Annotated in this window: 19 protein-coding genes; 3 read left to right on the top strand and 16 right to left on the bottom strand. The window is 39.5% G+C overall.

The genetic code is table 11. The features are described 5' to 3' along the window. The 12 genes from I3217_RS03330 to I3217_RS03275 all read right to left on the bottom strand — a co-directional run bounded on the left by I3217_RS03330 (position 1) and on the right by I3217_RS03275 (position 11,306). Positions 1-633, bottom strand: coding sequence for a hypothetical protein (locus tag I3217_RS03330; RefSeq protein WP_435048312.1), 633 nt, complete (start codon positions 631-633; stop codon positions 1-3). A gap of 353 nt (positions 634-986) precedes the next feature. Further along, positions 987-2,261, bottom strand: coding sequence for an APC family permease (locus tag I3217_RS03325; RefSeq protein ID WP_435048311.1), 1,275 nt, complete (start codon positions 2,259-2,261; stop codon positions 987-989). Between the two features lie 15 nt (positions 2,262-2,276). Beyond that, entirely contained in the window at positions 2,277-3,230 is a 954-nt protein-coding gene (locus I3217_RS03320) for a hypothetical protein (protein ID WP_435048310.1), read from the bottom strand. 218 nt (positions 3,231-3,448) lie between these two features. Next, positions 3,449-5,767, bottom strand: coding sequence for an ethanolamine ammonia-lyase subunit EutB (gene eutB / locus I3217_RS03315; RefSeq protein ID WP_435048309.1), 2,319 nt, complete (start codon positions 5,765-5,767; stop codon positions 3,449-3,451). A gap of 205 nt (positions 5,768-5,972) precedes the next feature. Beyond that, positions 5,973-7,040: a ribosome small subunit-dependent GTPase A gene (gene rsgA / locus I3217_RS03310; protein ID WP_435048308.1), complete on the bottom strand. Its 1,068-nt coding sequence runs from the start codon at positions 7,038-7,040 to the stop codon at positions 5,973-5,975. Positions 7,041-7,152: 112 nt separating this feature from the next. Continuing rightward, positions 7,153-7,653, bottom strand: a complete 501-nt coding sequence (locus tag I3217_RS03305; protein ID WP_435048307.1) for a hypothetical protein — start codon at positions 7,651-7,653, stop codon at positions 7,153-7,155. Positions 7,654-7,665: 12 nt separating this feature from the next. Beyond that, a complete protein-coding gene (locus tag I3217_RS03300) occupies positions 7,666-8,103 on the bottom strand; it encodes a hypothetical protein (RefSeq protein WP_435048306.1) in 438 nt (145 codons plus the stop codon). 286 nt (positions 8,104-8,389) lie between these two features. Beyond that, a complete protein-coding gene (locus tag I3217_RS03295; protein WP_435048305.1) occupies positions 8,390-9,526 on the bottom strand; it encodes a DUF4932 domain-containing protein in 1,137 nt (378 codons plus the stop codon). 65 nt (positions 9,527-9,591) lie between these two features. After that, positions 9,592-10,125, bottom strand: a complete 534-nt coding sequence (locus tag I3217_RS03290) for a GNAT family N-acetyltransferase (RefSeq protein WP_435048304.1) — start codon at positions 10,123-10,125, stop codon at positions 9,592-9,594. 3 nt (positions 10,126-10,128) lie between these two features. Then, complete coding sequence (locus tag I3217_RS03285; protein WP_435048303.1) at positions 10,129-10,413, bottom strand: hypothetical protein; 285 nt, start codon at positions 10,411-10,413, stop codon at positions 10,129-10,131. A gap of 56 nt (positions 10,414-10,469) precedes the next feature. Further along, positions 10,470-10,808 (bottom strand): potassium transporter KefB, encoded by a 339-nt coding sequence (locus I3217_RS03280; RefSeq protein ID WP_435048302.1) that lies wholly within the window; start codon positions 10,806-10,808, stop codon positions 10,470-10,472. 132 nt (positions 10,809-10,940) lie between these two features. Beyond that, positions 10,941-11,306 (bottom strand): DUF2200 domain-containing protein, encoded by a 366-nt coding sequence (locus tag I3217_RS03275; RefSeq protein ID WP_435048301.1) that lies wholly within the window; start codon positions 11,304-11,306, stop codon positions 10,941-10,943. 155 nt (positions 11,307-11,461) lie between these two features. On the opposite strand from I3217_RS03275, the gene I3217_RS03270 reads away from it, so the two are divergent. The 3 genes from I3217_RS03270 to I3217_RS03260 are packed head-to-tail and all read left to right on the top strand — an operon-like array spanning position 11,462 to position 14,014. Continuing rightward, positions 11,462-12,946 (top strand): aminopeptidase P N-terminal domain-containing protein, encoded by a 1,485-nt coding sequence (locus tag I3217_RS03270; protein WP_435048300.1) that lies wholly within the window; start codon positions 11,462-11,464, stop codon positions 12,944-12,946. A gap of 8 nt (positions 12,947-12,954) precedes the next feature. Next, on the top strand, positions 12,955-13,659 hold the full coding sequence (locus I3217_RS03265; protein ID WP_435048299.1) for a peptidoglycan DD-metalloendopeptidase family protein: 705 nt from the start codon (positions 12,955-12,957) through the stop codon (positions 13,657-13,659). After that, positions 13,652-14,014, top strand: coding sequence for a nuclear transport factor 2 family protein (locus I3217_RS03260; protein WP_435048298.1), 363 nt, complete (start codon positions 13,652-13,654; stop codon positions 14,012-14,014). The genes I3217_RS03265 and I3217_RS03260 overlap by 8 nt, the downstream gene beginning before the upstream one ends. Positions 14,015-14,090: 76 nt before the next feature. On the opposite strand, the gene I3217_RS03255 is transcribed toward I3217_RS03260, so the two are convergent. The 4 genes from I3217_RS03255 to I3217_RS03240 all read right to left on the bottom strand — a co-directional run bounded on the left by I3217_RS03255 (position 14,091) and on the right by I3217_RS03240 (position 21,204). Then, complete coding sequence (locus I3217_RS03255; RefSeq protein ID WP_435048297.1) at positions 14,091-15,923, bottom strand: DUF3472 domain-containing protein; 1,833 nt, start codon at positions 15,921-15,923, stop codon at positions 14,091-14,093. Between the two features lie 18 nt (positions 15,924-15,941). Further along, complete coding sequence (locus I3217_RS03250) at positions 15,942-16,517, bottom strand: discoidin domain-containing protein (protein ID WP_435048296.1); 576 nt, start codon at positions 16,515-16,517, stop codon at positions 15,942-15,944. Between the two features lie 85 nt (positions 16,518-16,602). Continuing rightward, positions 16,603-18,258, bottom strand: a complete 1,656-nt coding sequence (locus tag I3217_RS03245) for a RagB/SusD family nutrient uptake outer membrane protein (RefSeq protein WP_435048295.1) — start codon at positions 18,256-18,258, stop codon at positions 16,603-16,605. Positions 18,259-18,273: 15 nt separating this feature from the next. Further along, positions 18,274-21,204 (bottom strand): SusC/RagA family TonB-linked outer membrane protein, encoded by a 2,931-nt coding sequence (locus tag I3217_RS03240; RefSeq protein WP_435048294.1) that lies wholly within the window; start codon positions 21,202-21,204, stop codon positions 18,274-18,276. Positions 21,205-21,208: the final 4 nt, after the last annotated feature.

The raw sequence follows: 21,208 nt of genomic DNA, 5'->3' as shown, positions 1-21,208 counted from the left end.
TTAAATTTTTAATAATTGTATTATCTCTTCGGAAGTGGGCTTAATACTAGTTGAGTCAGCTTGTTTAAGAATTGAATTTATTTCCTGAAGTCTTTTTAATTTAGTCTTTTCCAATTCACTGATTGAATTAAATTTTGCAATTTTTACAGCGCGACTCTGTAGGCTGTCTATAAGGATTATTAATTGCGTGTCTTTCAAAGCTCCATTATTAAATAATTCCGACAATCTAAACATTCCATCTCTTAAAAAGTTTATAGCTTCGCTTCGCTTCCCTAGTTCAGCTATAGATTTAGCGAATTCTACTTTTGTTTGAGCGTCAATTTTTCCTGCTTTTTTAGCGTCAATATTAGCTTTTGCAAATACACTCATTGCAGATTCTAGGGCGACATCTGGTGGGTTTTCAGAAAAAGTAATGAACTTTCCTTCATTGTTTGCCATGATAATACTTATTCTTTGAGAGGCATCAGTACGTGCAGTAAAAAGAGTTGGTTCAGGATTTCCATTTTTGTCTTTAAAAAGACTTTGTCTTTCAATTTCCCCAATACTTTTCGTGGAATTGCAGCCATACAGGAGAAGTATTATTGATATAGTAAGAAGTTTATAAATAGTTTTTAAATTCTTTAGGTGTCTCATTTGAAATATTAAATGTAATGTTTACACTAAATTATGTAATTAATTAAAATTTGTTTATACCCAAAATAGGGTATATTTGTTTGTTTTTTAGTTGTTTATGGGCTGTTTGCGTGATTTGATTGAGTTAGGAGGGAAATTGTAATCTAATAAGTCCCGCCAAATTAAACCTGCCAATACACGCCAAAATTGTAAATTTTGCTTAAATTTGATGAGAAATTAGAGCAATTTATCTTCAAAATTTCAGGCTGCTAATTTCCGTGCCACTTTCCGAGACTTTTTGTACCTTGATTAGTGTTAACCCCTGTAAATAAAGGGAAGTTAAATGCTGTATCGGAAAGTAAACTGTAAAACTTCTACCGTTCTTGTTTTTTATACAGATACTCCATTGCGAAGCATCCTGCAATAATTCCCAATGATACAAGTATTCCAGTGTGGTTTGTGTTGTATTGTTGTTGAATAAGTATTAGAAGGGCCACAAGACATAACACAAAACCAATTAAAGGAATGAACTTGTGGCTTTTCGTTTCTTTAGCCAATCTGTATCCAACCAGATTAACAATGCCAAATATGAGCAGGAAACCGATACTGCCAGCAGTAGAAATACTTTCTAATTCCAAAACATTCACCAGAATCAAAGTCGCTATAGAGGTGATGAGCAGCCCAATAGGGTGGTTCCAGAATTTAGCCAAAAAGTGATGCGGCAGTTCATCATCTTCGGCAATTTCATAATTCACCCTACTACCGCCGTAAAGCGAAGCATTAATGGCAGAAAAGGTCGAAATCAAGGCCGCTATGGTGATAATGGTAAAGCCTACTTGCCCCAACATGGGTTTGGCGGCTTCAGCCAATACATAATCTTGTGCCTTGGAGATGCTTTGGAAAGGTAAGGAGCCCACGGTAACCAAAGCAATGATGACATATAGGACAATCACAAAAATGACTGAAGTATAATAGGCCCTTGGAATATTGTGGCTGGGATTGGCAATATCTGGAGCGGCATTGGCAATGAGTTCAAAACCTTCATAAGCCACAAAAATAACCATGCCTCCTGCAAACAAATGGATAAAGGGCTCCCAATTGGAAACAGCCAATTGTTCGATATTGGGATTCCCCATTAAACCATAGGCCCCAATGCCAATAAACCCGATAAGAATGATCAGTTTAATGACTACAGCATAGGATTCTATTTTACCAACAACAGCAATACTGTAATAGTTAATGGCAGTAGCCAACACAATAATGCCACTGGCGTAAATATGAAAATTGATGCTTTTGTCATGTGTGATTTGCCACAGGTTAGGGGCATAGGCTCCAAAGGCCGAGGCATACAAAGACAACATGATGATATAACTCACCCATAACAGGTTATTCATAGCACCACTAAATACGGATTTCCCAAATCCTTGATTGATAAATTTTACGGTACCGCCGCGGTCGGGATAGTGCAAGGAGAGTTTTACGTAAGAGTAGGAGGTAATCAAGGCCAACAGTCCTGCCCATAAAAAGGCAATTGGTGTGCCGCCTTTTGCCAAACTTACGGCTAGTCCCAACACAGCAAAAATGCCGCCACCAACCATACCGCCAATGCCTATGGAAATCGCTTCTTTAAGGCCTATCTTTTTGTTCATATAAACCTTGATTGCTTAATACACTTTAAAGCCTGTATACATTTTGCGTTCTATACAATTGGGAATTTCTGATATCAAGAGGTAATGCCCAGGGTCCAGTTGAACTTTAAAAAAGCCTTTGCTTTTTTCGGGTAAATCTTCAACACCTCCCAGAAAACTTACACCTTTGGGAGCTGGCGTCCTAAAGGCTTTAATGTTGGCTGTGTTTAGCCATTGGCCTAAGGTGGTTACTAAAGAATCATTTTCAAGCTTTACCAGATTCACATCATGGCCCAACATATGCTCGTATTTCTTTTGATCTTCAAAATCTACGGAAAAGGTATAGGATCCTGCTTTAAGCGAATCGACAAACTGAATGCCGCGTTCACTGGATATTGTTATGGAGTTGTCCGCTTTGGGCTGTTCCAGATTATTAGGAGTATTTTGTACTCTTAATTCTTTGAGCATACCCATAAAAGTATGGGCCATACCATCAGGCATTCGGACATAACATTCCAAAACATAGGTACCAGGGCTTAGGTATACCGTAGACTCTGATGAGGTTTTTCCAGATGTTAACCCAACACCTCCGCCTAGTTCTACCCGTTGGAACCATTCTGGAATATTCTGAAATGCTTGCATACCAGCCTCAACATTACCTTGGTCAAAATGCTTGAATGCTGCTAAAAAAGGAGGAATCAACTCTTGTTTAAAGGCTTCGATGCCCAAACTATCCGGCATTTTTTCTAGAATAAAGAAGTGCGGATCCAATGAATTGTTTTCATATTGAAAAGTGGTCCATCCATAAGGGATGTCTTCTACCATTTCAAAGTTCATTCCAGAGGAGCTTACAGTCACATAATTTGGGGGATCCATGGAATCTGTACTGTTAACAGAGGAAGTACTACTTTTAGGACTGTCTTTACAGGAGATTAAAATTGCAACAGCGATAAAAAAGGGGGCTAAAAATGTTTTCAAAAGTAATTTCATAATGAATGAATTTTAGATAGAAATACAATAAAGCTTCTTTAAAGATAACATTTTGTTTTTTAGGGGTGTATCCGAGATACTGGAGGGCTTATGTTCATCTGTTTCTAAAATTGACTGCTGAGTTTTGTCCGAAGTTTATGGTCGCTTTAGAAATTAACTTTAAAGTTTCAAATTAGATAATAGGTTTGGAGTGTTTATTTGAGAAATTACTGGAAATATCAGCCTGTTTTTTGGGTAAGAAATAGGGCATTCAAAATATTCGCCGTATTGGTAATGGCTAATTGTGGGGTGAGTGCTGTATCGGAGATGCCTGAAACCACCTTGGATATATTGTGGTCTACAGAGCCCTTATCTTGCCATACCGAATTAGGGGCAACGGTTAAATAGGCCGAAAAATTATGGTGGCCCGAGCCTGGGCGTTCCCCAATAACATGGATAATGCCATGGGGCTTTGGTTCATTGGATATATTGCCAAACAGAAGTTCTCCACAGACATATCCGGCACGGACACGACCGTTGGTGATAACGATGGGTTGCTTGCTTAGGCTGTAACCCTGTGATTTCAGTGCTTTGGTCAATCCATCCAAAAAGGGAATCAAATGGCCTTCATCCATCAATGCTCTGGCGTTAAGTCCGTCTGAAATGATGATTTGAATGTCAGGTGGCGTTTCCCAAGTATTTTTTAGGGAGTTAACCTGGTTTATGGCATCGGGGTTTAAAACTTCACCTGATTCTGGATGGTACACGTAATCCTTTCGATTATGGGAGGCCGTAGCTATGGCGAGTGATGCTGGAATACTTTGTACAAACACAGGTTGCATTTCAGTCCACAGACTTACCTTGGCATCATCATATAAATACTGTACTTGCTTCTCCAATTCAGGCTTTAAATCCCAATAGTTTTTGCCGTAACCCTGAGCAATAGGGACACCGCGGTTTTCTATACGTGAAATGGCAGCTTTACCTTTATTATAAATATCCTCCAAAGATCTAGTGTCGTTCTTGGCTTGTCGGTATTTATAATACACCCAGATAGGATCTCCAAAATGTTTCGTGGGGTGTCCTTCCTTGTCGATAACTTCTAATTTTTTAAAGAAGTCCCACATGGCATCATTCACTTTGAAACCAAAGTCTTCTCTAATTCTGACATGATTATTGAAGGCCGTAGTTAGATAGCTTAACATGGGGTCGTTTTTGGTGGGAAGTGCCATTAAATAGGCAGGATTTGCAGGTATAACTTGTTCGATACACCAGTCTAAATCCTGTAAATTCACATCCATATGTAGGGTGGAGCAGATGTCCAATCCTATGGTGAGGCCGTGGAGTTTGCCCATCACGGTATCTTCCAGGCAACAGCGCACCAATTGTTCCTTGGTTCTAAATACTTCCGGACCAATAAATCCGGCAACATCATTCACGTGAACCCAAGAGTTGTTATCACCTTTTAAAGCACTGATTTTTTGTTTCAAAACCCTCAAGAAACCATATTTCCGAGATTCATGCATCACCATATCAAAGCCTTCGGCATGGCCGTTGGTGAAATCGGCGCCTTGGCCTGTTTCGGCATAAAAGCCAAAATGCCCATTGCGAAGGGATGCATACTGCAGCATTTTATCGATGGTTACATCAAAGGTAGTGTTGGCATTCACTGTGCCGGCAATACTCTGAAACCAGATGCCGGTGCTTCCTGGATGTTGACGTTCCACTTCCGCTTGCACATCTATATGGGATAGCACACAGTTTGGAATGGTAGTTTCCAAACCAAAACTTGAAATGATATCAAACAAGGTTTTTTCAATTGCAGCTACAGATTCGGGTTCACTGGAAACAGGATTGGTGCCCAACACCACATCGCCAACCGCATAAGACCAAGCATTAAACACCTGCCATGAAATATCTTCGGTATTATCTGTGGGGGAGTTGGGCTGTACACGGGCGCCCATATACCCCTTACTTCCGATGTTACTGTTGGGTAGCGGATTAAATACCTTGTTTCCAATGGCAATGAGTTCATCATTGGACATTAATTTTACCACACAGGCTATGGTGTCACTGCTAAGACTTGGCATGATGTTTTTAATATCAACTTCGGTACTCTGTAGCAAAAATTCTTTGAGCTGTTGTAAGGTCCAGGAATCGACCTTGGAGTTGGTGGGAAGAGAGTTTACAATCAGGTCCGACAGTTCGTCTTGAAACACATTGTGGTTGGAAAGGTCTTTTATGTTAGTGTTACTTAGTAAGAGTCTTGCATGGATTCTGGATTGTTCATTGGCTGCAGCAATATTCAGGGTTTGGTCGCCTTCCTTAAAGTCGTTTGCCGAGCCTAAAATCTGTTTATAAAGCGTGTTGTCAAAACTTCCGTTAACTCTGTCGATATATTTAAAAATATCTTCTCCTGATCTGGGTTTTCCGATATTCGGTGCTTTGGCATCGGAAACAGGCTTGTGAGTTCCGGAACCAAGCATGGGTGTACCATTCATCAATAGAAGCGATGCCCCGGTAATGCCGGCATGTTTTAAAAATTCCTGTCTGGTCATAGCGTTACAGTAGTTTTCGTTCTATCATCAAGATAATGAATTTGTTAGTGGTTTTTAAAATGAGAGGTAATTTATTTTATTGGGGTGTTCCATCTCTTAAGATTTCAGTTTAAAAATGAGAAGAACATTCCATTTTGTTAACCAGTAATCTTCTTTAAGCCGAGCTCATACTACTGCTGATACAAAAAACTAAGTCTGTAATAGTTTAATATTTATTTGATTTTCTTGAGTTTTTATAGTGTTTAATCATTTTACCGAAATCTTTATCCTTTTTGCGTTTCTCTGCCACGGTCGATTCGTAATGTTCTTTTTCGCGCTCCATTTTTAAAAAATTTTCAAAGGAGGCCTGGTCGATATCACCTTGTTCTAGAGCGGTAATAACGGCACAGCCTTTTTCTGTTGTATGTGTACAATCGGAGTATTTACATTTTTGGGTCAGAGTGTATATGGTTTCAAAAGTGTGTTCCAGGCCACCGGAGCGTTCTGTAATACCAACTTCCCGCATACCGGGGTTGTCAATCAGGATGGAGCCGTTAGCTAATACAAGTAATTCCCGATGCGTTGTGACGTGTTTTCCTCGGTCTATGCTGTCGCTGATTGTTCCTGTCTTCATTCGGCTTTCTCCACTTAAACTGTTAATTAAAGACGATTTTCCAACGCCGGAAGACCCTAACAGGCAATAGGTTTTTCCTTTCTGCATTAGTTTTAACATGGCTTCTAATCCTGTCCCTGTTGTATTGCTAAGCGGTACAATGGATACATTTTTAATTCGGTTGTTTAACTGTTTCAATATGGTATTCAATTCTTGCTCATCGATTAGGTCGGTCTTCGAAATCACAATTATAGGAGTAATACCTGATGCATAACACAGGGTTAAATAGCGTTCCAGACGATTTATATTAAAATCTCGGTTAACCGATTGTACGATTAATCCGAAATTTATATTGCAGGCTATAATTTGTTTTTCTCCGAATTTGTCTACAGCCTGACGTTCCAGAATGGAATATCGTGGCAAAACAGCATGAATTAAGGCTTTGCCTTCGTCGTATTCTGAAATAGCAACCCAGTCGCCCACAGCAGGGAGGTCGTTGCGAGATGTTGCATTAAATCTTAAGTTACCTATAAGTTCGCAATCTAACTCTGTCGCACCTGTATGTACCGTGTAGCGGTCTTTGTGTTCCATAGTGACTCTGCCAATACCAAAGCCACCCAGCTGTTGTTCCTGACGATAAGTTTCCAACTGACTGGTATATCCTAAATCCTGAAGTGTCATAGTACCTGTATTTTGAAAAGCCTGAATTGAAATGTAATTCTAATTTAAGCAATTATGTTGTTTAATAAGTCTAAATTCCTGTAAAATGTACCGAATGGCTTGTGAATCAGTTTTATAGTGTATCACTTTTGGTATTGATTGCTATATGTTCTAGGACTTTTTTTAATTCATTTTCTTTCTGGGTACCTATTAGAAAATTTTCACCCCCTTTTAATTCCAGAGCCAGTCCTTTATTGCCTTTTATATTATATACAATACCATATTTTGAGGCCATCCGAATGCCCCAGCCTCCTACAAAACCATAATTCACAAGCTTTGCAGTTTTTACTTCGTTCCAGTTTACGTACTTTTTTATAAATGGGAAGAAGTGCATGCGAATGCCGTGTTTGTCAATCGTGGTTGTTAGTTTCATAACTGCAAAGAGCGCGATTAAGGAGAAAATAAACAGCGAAAATATAATTAGGCCTGTATCAGACATGGGCTGGTCTCCAAACTGTTCTCCTAAAATCAGTTGCTGGTAAATGCCCTTTATAGGTATAAATCCAACCGGAATTAAAATAAGCCAGATCCACCATTGTGTGAATTTCTGCTCTTCTTTAAATGTGGTGTTCATTTTTTTGATGTTTTAGTGTTGCTCAGATATTTTTTTAGTTCTCATTTTTTTAATTCCAAATGCATAAACAAAGATAAAACCTAGCATGAGTCCCCCGAAGATTACAGTTCCGGTTAATTCGTTTTGCCTCGTTTTTTTTAAGCTTATAAAAGTTTCGGAGTCAGTTGAAAGACTAAAAATATGAAGTGTAACATTCTGTTCGATGTTTTTACCCTTTGGATAAAAGGTCAGGTTGACAGTTGTTTTAGGGGTAGCCTGCGTTAATTTATTAAAATCATAATAGAAATCTTTAGTTTCGGAAATTCCAAATGACTGTTTGTTTCCCTTTATTGTAAAAGCAGTAATAGAATCATATGTATATACTCCATTTTTATTTGGGCCACTCTTATGGATAAATTTCCATATTTTCTCAATGGGACCTTTTATGGTTATCAGTTCATCTTTGCTCAAAGTACCGCGTTCGATAGTTAGATATGTCATTAAGGCCAAGAATCCAATTGTTGAAATGAAAATTACATGGAAGAAGATGTGATTAAAAGAGATTTTCACTTTAGGTTTTGTCAGGGATTATAATATTTAAAAATTGTAATGGGGCAAATTAATTGTGTGAAAACAGTTAATTTTTAATTAGTATTATAATCGAAGATACTACTTAATAATGGTTACCCCCAACAACTTTCTCGTTCGATAATTATTTCGCTTTCTGTTATGGATTAAAAATATGTTTAAAAAAGCTTTACTTTATTTGCTTTAATCGGTTCATGGCAGCGACTACAACATCGTAATACTCGAGGTGGTCTCCGTTTTCGTATGTATGTAATTCTTCGAGAATTTTAGGGAGATATATAAATTGTCTTTCCTTAACGTAGGTCTCTTTTAAGGCATTTACCTGCTCTTCTGTACCTGTTTTTTCGGCTATTATAATTTCTCCGGCTCTAACAAAATGTTCGTAAACACAGGCTTTCCAGCTGGTATATCCCTGATTAGCCATAACTTCTTTAACAGGGGGGAATAAGTGCGCTGTTTCTGTAAAGGCCGATTCCGGCAAGCGGGCAACCACAGGATTTACAAAGGAATGCCCGAACTCGTGCACGCTGAGTTCTCTTAATTTATCGCGATAGTTAAACCCCATGTGCAAATCACTTGCATCTTCAAACTGCTGTATACCCAGGGCTCCAAATATATTATATACTTCAGTTAGGGCATTATCTGAATTTTTCACTGCAAAGCCCATGCCTTTCGGAATAGTTAAACTGGGAATTAACAAGTACCGGTCGAAGTCTTTATGGTAAAACTGTTCCATGACCGAGATGAAATTGTTGTCTGGTAAATCCTGTTTAATTTCCGCTATGACAGTATTATAATAGGGTTTTGACTGTTCCAGATAAACATCGAAATCTATTTCTTTGGAAAAAGCATTCAGGCCATTCAAAAATGTTTCGGCGTGATTTTTAGCTTCAAGTGTATCCTTGCTTTTAGAAAAATTAAGGTAATACTGTACAGGAATATCTGCTGTAAGTGCTGCATTCGGTACAGGTTCCAGTTGCAGTAAAAAAGCATTCAGGTAATCCAGCCACAGATGGTCGGCAACCGTGAAGCTTTGTGCCAGATTTTCGCTGCTTATATAATCTTTATATTTGTTATACAGGGTATAACCGTAATTGTGCCATGATTTTTTAGGCATGGTTTTGCCTTCCACTTCGATTGTTTTTGTCTCAATATTTTCGGCTTCGAAGCCTATAAAATAGGCCAGTCCCAGTAATTCAATATTTTTATTAAAGCTTATTTCCAACTTCTGGGAGCTGGCTTCAGGTTGTGAAAAACTAAGAAAAGATGTTACAAGTAATAGGGATGCAATGCATAGAGATTTCATAATAGCAGTTTTAAAATAGTGGTTTTTCAGCGGGAAGAATTGAGGGCATTTACTATGCTTTATTATCAGGTGGATTCAAAAACGAAACGAAAACCGAATACCGGGAGTTCGCCCTGCATAAAATCAAGATTTTCAGAACGTTTAAACCCGAGATTCTCGTACATATTCCAGGCCGGTTTCATAGCCATTGTGGTGTGAATTATAAGTTGTTTTAAATGACTTGCCCGGGCTCTTTTAAGACACTCCAGTGTAAGGGCTTTGCCTATGCCAAGACCACGCGCTTCGGGATGAACAGCCAACAGGCGAAATCCGGCAGATTGTTTTTCTTGTGTAGCCGTTCCACCAGAACCATAGTATGCCATTTGTCCAAAATAAACGACTGCGCCAAGGATATCATTATTTTCATTAACGGCTACAATAAGGGCAGTATCGGGATTTTGGGTTAAATCGCCTACATGTAATAACAATTTGTAATATTCCGGTTGCTCATCTGGTTTAGGAAAGCCTTCTAATTGCGAATAGACTTGCACCAGCAGTTGTCCTACGGCCAGATATTCCTGTTTTAAAGCGTTTCTTAGATATATCTGTGGAGGTTTCATGAATTAACTTCCGGCAATAGGAGAACCAAAAACACCAACAGCCAATTCTATCCACACAAGAATAAAGGCAACGACAAGGAGGCTACAGGCAATAAGTCTGCTTTGTGCAGAAGTGAAAATTCTCAGGAAAAATTCGAATAACAATCCTGTAACCGTTAATAAAACAGCCATGACCAGAAAGTCAAATCCCGTCCAGTTAACTTCCGAGGTAAATTGCATGGCTATTAACGGAATTAATAATAAAACCGGGACAAACGATAAAATAATGAGTAGTCTTTTATTTTTCATGATGAAAGGTAATAGTATTTAAATTAAAGGATTGATTTCGATACTTTTTAAATGCTTTAATCCCAAAGCGTCCCATTCAAGCCCAGAACTATGCCGAACCAAAGCGTTATAATAAATACAACCAAGCTCAATATGCCACTTAGTATAGCATTCCAGTTTTTAAGTTTGGAATACGTTTGTATGGCATAAACGGCAAGTCCGCCACATGCCGCAACAAAGGGCGTAAGTAGTAATGGTTTAATACGCCATAAAACTGGCCATTCGGGTTTAGGTGTATCTACAGAAAAAACAAACGCAGTAATAATAATAGCTCCTGTAACACCGCCAAAAAGCCCATAAAACTTTAAGGTTTTAGTGTCTGAAAAGAGTTTGAATGTTTCGATGTTGCGTTGCATAACTGAGTTGAAATCAATGCGCTAATGGCATACAAAATAAAATAAATTATTGAGATTTCAAATTGTTAGCGTTCTGTCTTTTGTGCTCGATTTTATGCTGTCCTCAGTAGAAATTCCTTCATAAAGCAGGGGTCAGGTGGTACGCAAAATCTTTTCCATTTTTCGGCCTTTAGCCAGCTCGTCTATCAGCTTGTCCAGATATCGCGTCTGTTTAGTAAGAGGCGTTTCGATGTCTTCAATGCGATACCCGCAAATAACTCCAGTTATTAAATTGGCATTCGGGTTCAGCTTGGCATCTTTAAAAAAGGTTTCAAATGTTACTTTTGCTTCAATTAGCTCTTGTAATTTAGTTTCGTTATAGCCTGTAAGCCATTCAATAACTTCATATAATTCGGCTTTGCTGCGGCCTTTCTTTTCTATTTTAGTAACGTAATGTGGAAAAACCGATGCAAAAGTCATTTTTGCTATACGTTCGTCGTGTTGTTTAGTTGTGCTCATCACTATTTATTTTTGAGCTAATATCTAAAATTAATTTTATTTCGATAGTTCAGAACGCAAATTATAGTTAAACACTAATAAAGAGGAAGAAGTTTAAATTCTGGTGACTTTTTAAGATAAAAATCTTATTTTTCGTTAATCTAACTGTACGTATCATGAAAAAGTTTATCTCGTTTTTACCTGTTTTAGCGGCCTTTTCAGGTCTTTTTGCGCAACCCGGAATGCCGGATGATTATCTGTCAGCCGAATTTCATAAAGAAAGACGGGCTGCCTTACGAGCGAAAATGCCCGAAAATACCGTTGCTGTTTTTTTTGCTAATGCAGAAAGAAATCGTGCTAACGATGTGGATTATGTGTATCATCAGGATCCTGATTTTTATTACCTGACGGGATATAAGGAACCTAATGCCGTTCTGGTTATTTTTTCAGAAAATCAGAATGGTAAACACGGGGAGCATTTTAACGAAATTCTTTATGTGCAAAAAAAAGATGCCCGAATGGAACAATGGACCGGAAAACGTCTGGGGATTGAAGGCGCTAAATCTCAGCTGGGATTTGAAACCGCTCTGAACGGGGAAGAATTTTTAAAAAATGGTATTAATTTCACGAGTTTTGATGCGGTGTTATTTGATACTTTTCATGATGATTACAGAAATTCCAAACGTAATGATGCAGATTTATACGATTTAATTCAGGCCTTCAAATCGCAGATTGCATATACTGAAACCAGTGTAAGTGGAGTTGCGAATGCTGACAAAGATTTAAATTCTGGACAAGGGCAGCTTAAAGAAAAAACAGTAAAAACCGACACCCGAACGCTTAATAAATTAATGGCTGGTTTACGCGAAATTAAAATGCCTGATGAAATGGTTCTATTAACTAAGGCAGTAAGAATTTCTGCAATGGGCCAGCGCGAAGTTATGAAAGCGATGCATGTAGGGATGTCGGAAGCTGAAATTCAAGGGGTACATGAATATGTATATAAAAAATACGGCAGCGAATATGAGGGGTATCCGAGTATTGTGGGCGCCGGAAACAACGGTTGTGTGTTACATTATATTGAGAATTCCAAAACGAAAGTAGAAAACGACCTGGTCCTTATGGATCTGGGAGCCGAATATCACGGTTATACTGCCGATGTTACACGAACTATTCCTGCTAATGGTAAATTTAGTCCGGAGCAAAAATTAATTTACGATCTGGTATATAATGCTCAGGAAGCAGGAATCGCTCAGGTTGTTGCTGGGAATACACTTAAATCACCCGATATGGCTGCAAGAGCAGTGATTAACGAAGGCTTAATAGCCTTAGGTATAGCGAAGGATGAACAAGAGGCGCGTAAATATTTTCCGCATGGAACATCGCATCATATTGGTCTGGATGTTCACGATACCAGTTTGCGTGGACCATTGCAGGCTAATATGGTGATAACTGTAGAGCCGGGAATTTATATTCCTGAAGGAAGTGACTGCGATAAAAAGTGGTGGGGTATTGCTGTTCGAATTGAAGATGATATACTTGTTACAGATCAAGGACCTGTTTGTTTGTCGGCTGAAGCACCGCGTACTTCCGAAGCGATAGAAGCTTTAATGACAGAGCATAGCCCTTTCGAGCAGTTTGAAGTGCCTAATTTAGATTAATCTCAGAAATGCCCGAAATCATTTTAAGTCTTTTAAAGACCTTAGGTAATCAGGGCCTTCGGGTTTTGGATCTGGACATTAATCCGGAAGACTATCTGCAACTGGATTTATCTGAAAACAATACCGATTTAAAACATGTAAATCTGGCTTCATCGCAAGATTTTTCAGCCTATATAAATGATATTTTAGTTCAGAGCAGTTCTAAAGTGGGGTTTGGAGGGTATCTGGAACAACGAGCGCTGTATAAACGCAGTAGCTATTTTAATACCAAAAATGAGGAGGAAGAACGTAATATTCACTTGGGAATAGATTTGTGGTGCGAAGCCGGAACAGGGATTCTTGCCGTATGGGATGGTGAGATTCACAGTTTTAAGAATAACACAAATTTTGGAGATTACGGGCCGACTATTATTTTAAAACACAAGGTTGACGGCATTACTTTTTATTCCCTTTACGGCCATTTAAGTTTAGAGTCCATATCCGGAATCGAACAAGGAGATTCAATAAAAGGCGGCACATGTATAGGTGCTTTGGGGACGTCCGAGGTTAACGGCGATTATCCTCCGCATTTGCATTTTCAATTGATACTGGATTTAAATGATAATTTTGGTGATTATCCGGGAGTATGTAGTAAAAACACGCTGGAATTTTATAAACTCAATTGCCCGGATCCTGAGTTACTCTTACATTTAAAAACAACTAAAAATGACTAAAAAAGAAATTGCCATAGCGTTTCTGGAACTGGTTGGCAAAGGCGTAGTTAAAGCGGCCTATGAGCGATTTGTTTCTAAATCATTTATTCATCACAATCAATATTTCGAGGGGAGCAGAGCAGGCTTGCTTAAAGCTATGGAAGACGCTGAGAATACGCATCCGAATACAGCTTTAGAGGTGAAGCACTGTTACGAGGATGGAGATACTGTTATTACTCATACGCTGGTCGTTAAAGCTGACATGGAACTTGTGGTGATTCATATTTTTAAATTTCACGACAGTAAAATTACAGAGTTGTGGGATGTAGGACAGGTTATAGACCCGAATTCACCCAATCAATACGGTTTGTTTTAAATATAATGATATAAAAAAGCCTCTGCTGTTTTGCAGAGGCTTTACACGAAAATCAAAACTAAATCAAACGAAACAATTATTTAGTATAGGCCATAATTTCGGCCATAGCAGCGTGTGTCGTGCCATCATGTGCTGCTGTTATTTTACAGTTTAAATAACGAAAAGTCTGCGGTGACTCGAAGTCAGTATCCAGATTTCCTGTGGTTTCCTGTAAGCTGATTTCTCCTAAATCGGTCCAGGTTTTATTATCCTTACTTACTTGAATTTCTATCGTTTTTACTGCTCGCGATAAGCTAGTTCGCTGAATAAAACGCAATCCATCGGCTGTAATTTCTTTTCCGGCATCTATAGTTAAATAGTGCGGAGGGGTAGCTGAACATCCGTTCCAGCAGGAGTGCCAGTAGGTCGCTGTATTGTTGTCCAGTATATCCTGAGCCAGGCCTGTTTCTCCTTCGCCACCCTGATCTTCCTGTGAGCTATAGGCAATTACTGACCAGTTGGTTCTGTCCAGCACAGTAACTTCGGCAGCAGGTACCGGTTGAGGTAAAGTTGTAAAATTAATGACAGGAGCCTGTCCGCCAGCTGTTCTCGAAAAGGCTGTATTGTATTCAGTATTGTCGTTAAAAAAACCACAGTTTTTTAAAAAGAAGCTGTTTCCTGTGGTACCTCCGGCATAATCCAGACGGTCTCCGGCAGCCGCCGTAGCATCGTAAGTGAAACTGGCACTGGTAACTTCATGCCAAGTGCCATTTGTTGTACACACCCATTGGTTGCCATATTGGCCTTGTCTGGTCTGATACCCGGTACTCGGATCGAAATTTTCTAAAAATGAATGTAAGCCGGTTAAATGTGTGCTGGTTTTCGGGCGTCTTAAACTGGCAATCAGTTTCCAGCTACCCACTTCCGGATCGTAGAAATAACCTGTATAGTCTGTAGAACCTTCTACCTCTGCAGGTTCACCTTTTAGTAAAAATTTATAGGTAACACCGGCTTTCCAGTCTACATCTATAAAGCTTTGAATTCCGGAGCCTTCATTTCCAAAATCCTTAACTGTAACTCCTTCACCGGCACCTAAGCTTGTGACTTTGTAATCGGTAGGAATCTGGTTAGGGTCGTCAGTACTAAAGGCACTCCAAATGGAAAATAATACTCGTCTTTCCGTTTCTGAATTGACCTGCATTCCGAAATAGCCCTGAGAGTGGCCGTTGGCCATAAAGAAGGTACCCAACTGGTCTTCACCTTCTGGCACGGTTACTTCGTTGTAAAACCATTTTATGCTCTGGCTTCCCGGTGTATCGTATTTAAGGTGTACAGATGGGCCGCGTCTGCCAAAATAATGGTTGCTGGATGGGTTAAAACTAATGCCGTTAGCAACAGCAGTACCTCCTAAAAGTAATTCGGAAATGTCTCCCAGATATTGGCCCGATTTTTCAGTGCCCTGGATGGCGATTACATTATAACCTTCATTTACTGCAAAGGTACCCACATCGACAGTCTTATAACTTGTGTTATTCAGTGCGATTATTTTAGAGGTTTCTCCTATGGTAATTTTAATTTTAGAATTTCCATCGGCAGATTTAGCTTTAAAACCTACCTGTAATTCTCCGCTTCCGGTTTTAACGTAAGTGTGTATTACCTGATCCATACCGGACCAATTGTGAATACCGTCTTCAGAAATCATAGCCTGATCCTGTGTCTGGTTATTAATAACCCAGCTGTTAGACCCGATAGGGACTGTCTTACTAAAGCTTAAAGTACTTGTTTCTGCTTCGGTATCGTCCAGAATGTCTTGTTCTGATCCTTCGTCACCATTGGTACAGGAGGCGCAGGAAAACAATACCTGAATAAATACTGAAAACAGTAACAAGGTGTACTTAGAACTTAATTTATATGTGAAATTTTTAAGCATTAAACGTAAATTATGCGATTAGTTATAGGAAATATAAGGAACCAGTTCTGCTAAAGCCGCGTGATTGGTGCCATCGAAAACCGATTTTATTTCCATTTTATAATATCTGAAGGTTTGGGTTTCATTGAGTTCCAGAACCTGCTGACTTTTAATTTTTTCCAGGGTATACACACCTTGTGAGGTCCAGCTGGAGCCGTCATTACTGGTTAAAAGCTCTAGACTCTCAATATTACGTGTTAATGACTGACGTTGTACTAAGTAGAATCCAGCTACTTCTTTTTCGGTTTTCATATCTACGCTAATAAAGTGCGGAACAGTAGGAGTACAGCCGTTCCAGCAACTGTGCCAGAACGTATCGGTGTTTCCGTCTAAAATGGCTATAGCACGTCCGTATGGACTAGGCCCTTCGCCATCCTGATCTTCCTGTGTACTGTATGCTGCTATGTCCCATTCAGACGTATTATAAGTCGCCGGAGGTAATTTGCTTTGTTCCGGGTAAACTAGGTCTTCGTCGCAAGACACAAAAGTAAATGCAGCAAGTGCTAGTGCTATTGCTGCACCAAATATGCTTTTATATGTGTTTAGAATATTCATAATGATTAATTTAGGTTTAGAGATATACTACGATAGTTTATCCGTTTTGTTCGGAGAATAAGCTCCCCCGAGAGGGAGCTTTGGTTTAATCGTTTTGTATTAAACTTGGTTGTAATATAATTTGCTGCTCCGGAATGTATTCGATAATTCTTGGATTCGATGCTTCGATTTCCAGATACGCATTGGTTCCGTTTAAATGTGTACCAGGGTAGCGACGGTTCATGGTGTCTCCGTTTCGGTACACATCGTAACGTCTGTGACCTTCGTAAGCCAGTTCCAGACGACGCTCGTCTAAAACGACATCTAAAACTGTTTTCCCTGCAGGTAAGTTTGCCAAGGTATATTCTGGTACTTCGGCACGTACACGTAATATGTTTATAGCATCTAAAGCCATCTGGTCTGCACCTTGTTTGGCATAAGCTTCAGCTTTGTTTAAGTACATTTCGGCTAATCGCGATACCATAGGCGACCACATATGTACGTCGTCTTCCTGTAAGGACGCTTTTAGTATGTAGAATTTAGGATATCCATTTCGTTTTTCCATGTCGTAGCCCAGGTTTACATATTGTTTTCCGTTACCTCCAACAAAATAATATTTGGTATTGTCTCCGTCTACTTCTGATTCTACAGTGTACGTTGTGCCGTCTTCAGAGAATGTTATGTTACCATTGGCTTCGGTAATACTTCTGAATTCGTAAGTATAGCTTGAATTAACCCAGTAAATTGATGGAATTTCATCGCCGTTTTCGTCTTCTAAAAGTTGCGGAGAGATAAACGCCTTTCTGGCATCGGATGGATGCTGGTTAATTAAATTTAAATACGAACTGGATGCATACATTTCACCCCAGCCAATTCCGTCTATCGAAGCGTAAAGCGAGCCTATAGTCCACCAGTCGTCGCCATCGGCTAATAAGTCAGATTCACTACTAAGAGTTACAGCAAAAATGGCTTCGGCATTATCGTCCGGGCGCAAGGTATTCATAGTTTTGAATGTACTGGTTCCTAACAGGCTGTATTCGCCAGAATTAATTACTTTATCGGCATATTCCTGAGCCAGAATATTATCGCCTTTGTACAGATACACACGCGATAACAGGGCCTGAGCTGCTTCTTTAGAGGCGTAAGATGCGCCGCGATTTATATTCATTAAAGCTTCAGCCTTAAGTAAATCGCTAATCACCTGATTGTATACTTCTTCAACTGTATTTCTGTCTGGACGATCATCTGTAGCCGAAGTTAGTTTTAAAGGCACTGATAAGTTAGAACCGCCTTGATTGTAAGGTTTACCAAATACATTGCCCATCTGGAAATATACAAGGGCACGTAAATAGTAGTTTTCGCCTAATAACTGATCTTCTTCTTCAGAAGCACCTTCTGGGATAAGCTCAATCATTTTATTGGTTCCAACGGCAATTTTATACGAGTTACTCCAGAAACGGGCAACACGGTAATTGGTAGGAATGGCCTGGTAATTATACAGGTTGAATAAGGCATCTGTAGTTCCGCCGCTAAGAGAAACGTTATCTCCGGCATATTCCGAAATACGGTGTAAATCGTCCACCCAGCCATCGTAACCATCGTTACCTTTTAATAAGGCGTAGTTACCAACAGTAGCGGTTTGTATAGATCCCGGGTCTGATAATAAATCGTCTACGGCAATCTGGTCGTAAGGGTTGCGTTCTAGTTCGCACGAAGTTATAAATAGTGCGACTAATGGTAATAATCTATATAGTTTTTTCATTGCTTTCTTCTTTAATTAAAATGATACATTTAATCCAACTACATAACGCTTTGGCACCGGATAACTTAAACTGGCTTCGCCACCTAAACCACCGACACTTGGATCTACACCGCTATAGTTTGTAATGGTAAATAAATTGTCCCCGGATAAATACACGTTAATGTTACTTAGTTTTAAGTGATCTAATATGGATTGCGGTAAGTTATAAGACAGCGTGATGTTACGCATTCTTAAATAGCTGCCATCTTCCAAATAACGCGATGATGGTTTGTTGGAATTGTTATTACCACCTTGTACGGCTCTTGGATGTGTGGCTTTATCGCCGGGTTGCTCCCAACGGCTCCATCCATTATTAAGGACCATTTGGTTGAAGGTTGGATATAAACCGTCTGAATCGAATAATTCTCGGGATGAATTATAAATGTATCCCCCTTTAGAGAAATCGAAATTAGCGGTTAAAGACAAGCCTTTATACGACCAGCTGGAGTTAAATCCACCAACAAAATCTGGTGTTGAGGCTTTTCCTAAAAACTGAACGGTTGCGCTGGCATAATCGCTGGTATAGCTTATATCTCCGGTTTCCGGATCTACAACTTCCCAAAGTGGGTTACCATCGCCAGGGTGTACACCGGCCCATTTTCTCATGTACCAGGAATCGGCATTTTCGCCTACTTTCCAGATTTTACGTCCCTTTGGTAATTCGTCGGTTTCGAATAACTCGGTAACCTCGTTTTTGTTAATTCCTATATTAAAGCCAACATTCCAGTTAAAATCTGAACCCTGAATAATATCGGCATCAAAAGAGACATCAAAACCTGAGTTTTTAACACCCCCAATGTTTTCCCAGTATCCGCTGTAGGCTGTAATATCCGGTAAGCTTACGTAGTATAACAGGTCTGATGTGTTTTTGTTATAGTATTCTACTGTAGCATTTAAACGGTTAAAGAAACGTGTGTCGATAGCTAAGTTGGTTTCGTATGATTTTTCCCAACCTAAGTCCGGATTCGGGAACTGGTTAAGAATAGCTCCGGGAATACCAATATATTGTGTGTTTACACGATAAGTACCCTGATAAGGATATAATGAAGAAGGTCTGTTACCTACGGTACCATAACTGGCTCGCAATTTAAGTTCGTTTATCCAATCGCTGTTAAAGAAACTTTCGTTATGAATTAACCAACCGCCTCCAAAAGAGAAGAAGTTTCCATACTGGTTGTCTAAACCAAAGTTAGAAGCCCCGTCGCGACGTACAGAAGCTTTAAGGAAGTAACGGTCTGCATACCCATATTCGGCCGCTAAGAAGAACGATTGCAAGGCATATTCGTTTTTGAATCCGTTTATAGCACCCGGCTTACTGGAAACATCCAGAATTTCACCACCAGGAATGATTCTGGTACCGCTGGCTCCAAAACTTTCATATACATAATCGTTATATTCGTAACCTGCTAAAACCGACAGATCGTGTTTTTCGTTAAACGTATTGTTATAACGTAGCATTTGCGTGGTTAAACGTGTAAAACGGTTTGCTGTACCATCGCTGATGCTACCAACATTAGCAAGTCCGCTGTTCGATCTCGGATCGGTATACGATTTACTTAAAGAACGGTAAAGCGTAAAGTTGTTTGTAGAGTGGAAGCTTAAATGCGGTAAAATTTCGTATTCGAAATCCAGATTGGCACTCATGTTAAAAACATTACTATCAGAATAGTTCCATTGCTGGTCGTACAGGTAGTTATTACGATCGCGTCCAATCCAGTCCTGAGACTCCTGAGCATTAACAATGTTTCCGTTTTCATCGTACGGTAAATCCCATGGCATATTTAAGTACAAGTCGTATAAGGGAGCCTGTGCTATATGATCTCTGTCATCGAAACTGAAAGATAATTTTGGTTTTACTGTAAAACGTTCAGACATTTTATAGTCTAAGTTCATACGGAACGTGTAACGATCTAATTCGTTACCTCTTAATGTTCCGGTTTCGTTATATAATCCGGTGTTTAAGAACAAGTTTAATTTATCTGTTCCAGCTCTAAATGAAACGTTGGCATCTTTTACAATTCCTGTTTGAGTACCTAATTCAATCCAGTCGGTGTCTCTGTTTAATAAATCTTCGGTAAACCAAGGGTTCTGGTTGTTAAACAGTACATTGTAATCGTATAACTGCTTAGAGTTCATTACCTCAAAATTTCCGGTGTTAAACTCGTTTAGAGCGGTTTTAAAACTTACTGTAATTTCTGATTTTCCAACTATACCACGTTTAGTGTTAACGATTACCACACCATTAGCACCACGGGAGCCGTATAAGGCAGTAGCCGAAGCATCTTTAAGTATGGAAATAGATTCTACATCGTTAGGGTTAACAATTGGTGTACCGTGTTGTACGACACCGTCTACGACCCAAAGTGGGGTAACGCTTCCTCCTAATGAGGCTTTACCTCTGATTAAAATATCCGGAGTAGACCCTGGAGCTCCGCTGGTTGCAGAAACCTGAACCCCGGCAGCCTTACCCTGAAGCATTGAAGATACATCGGGAGTCGTAACATCTTCCAGGTCTTCGGCTTTAACGCTGACTACAGAAGACGTAATGGCTTCTTTTTTCTGTGCGCCATAGGCAACAACTACAACTTCGTCTAAAGCTGAAACATCGGCAGCCATTTTAACATTAATGACCGACAGGTTATTAATAGTTATGGTCTGAGTAACATATCCCATATAGGAAAAGGTGAGCGATGCAGCGCCATCAGGGAGTTTTAGGGCATAGTTTCCGTCAAAGTCGGTCGAGGTTCCGGTTGAGGTTCCGGTAACGACAACGTTTAATCCTAAGATCGGGACATCATTTTCATCTAATACAGTCCCGGTAACAACCTTAGGGTCTGTCTGGGCATAGGTCTCGTACGAGAAACACAAGGCCAGAATTAGAACTAAATACGTAAATGTGTGCTTCATAAAA

The organism is Formosa sp. S-31 (assembly GCF_051172795.1).
GTDB lineage: Bacteria > Bacteroidota > Bacteroidia > Flavobacteriales > Flavobacteriaceae > Formosa.
This window is presented reverse-complemented; position numbering and strand designations above follow the sequence as displayed.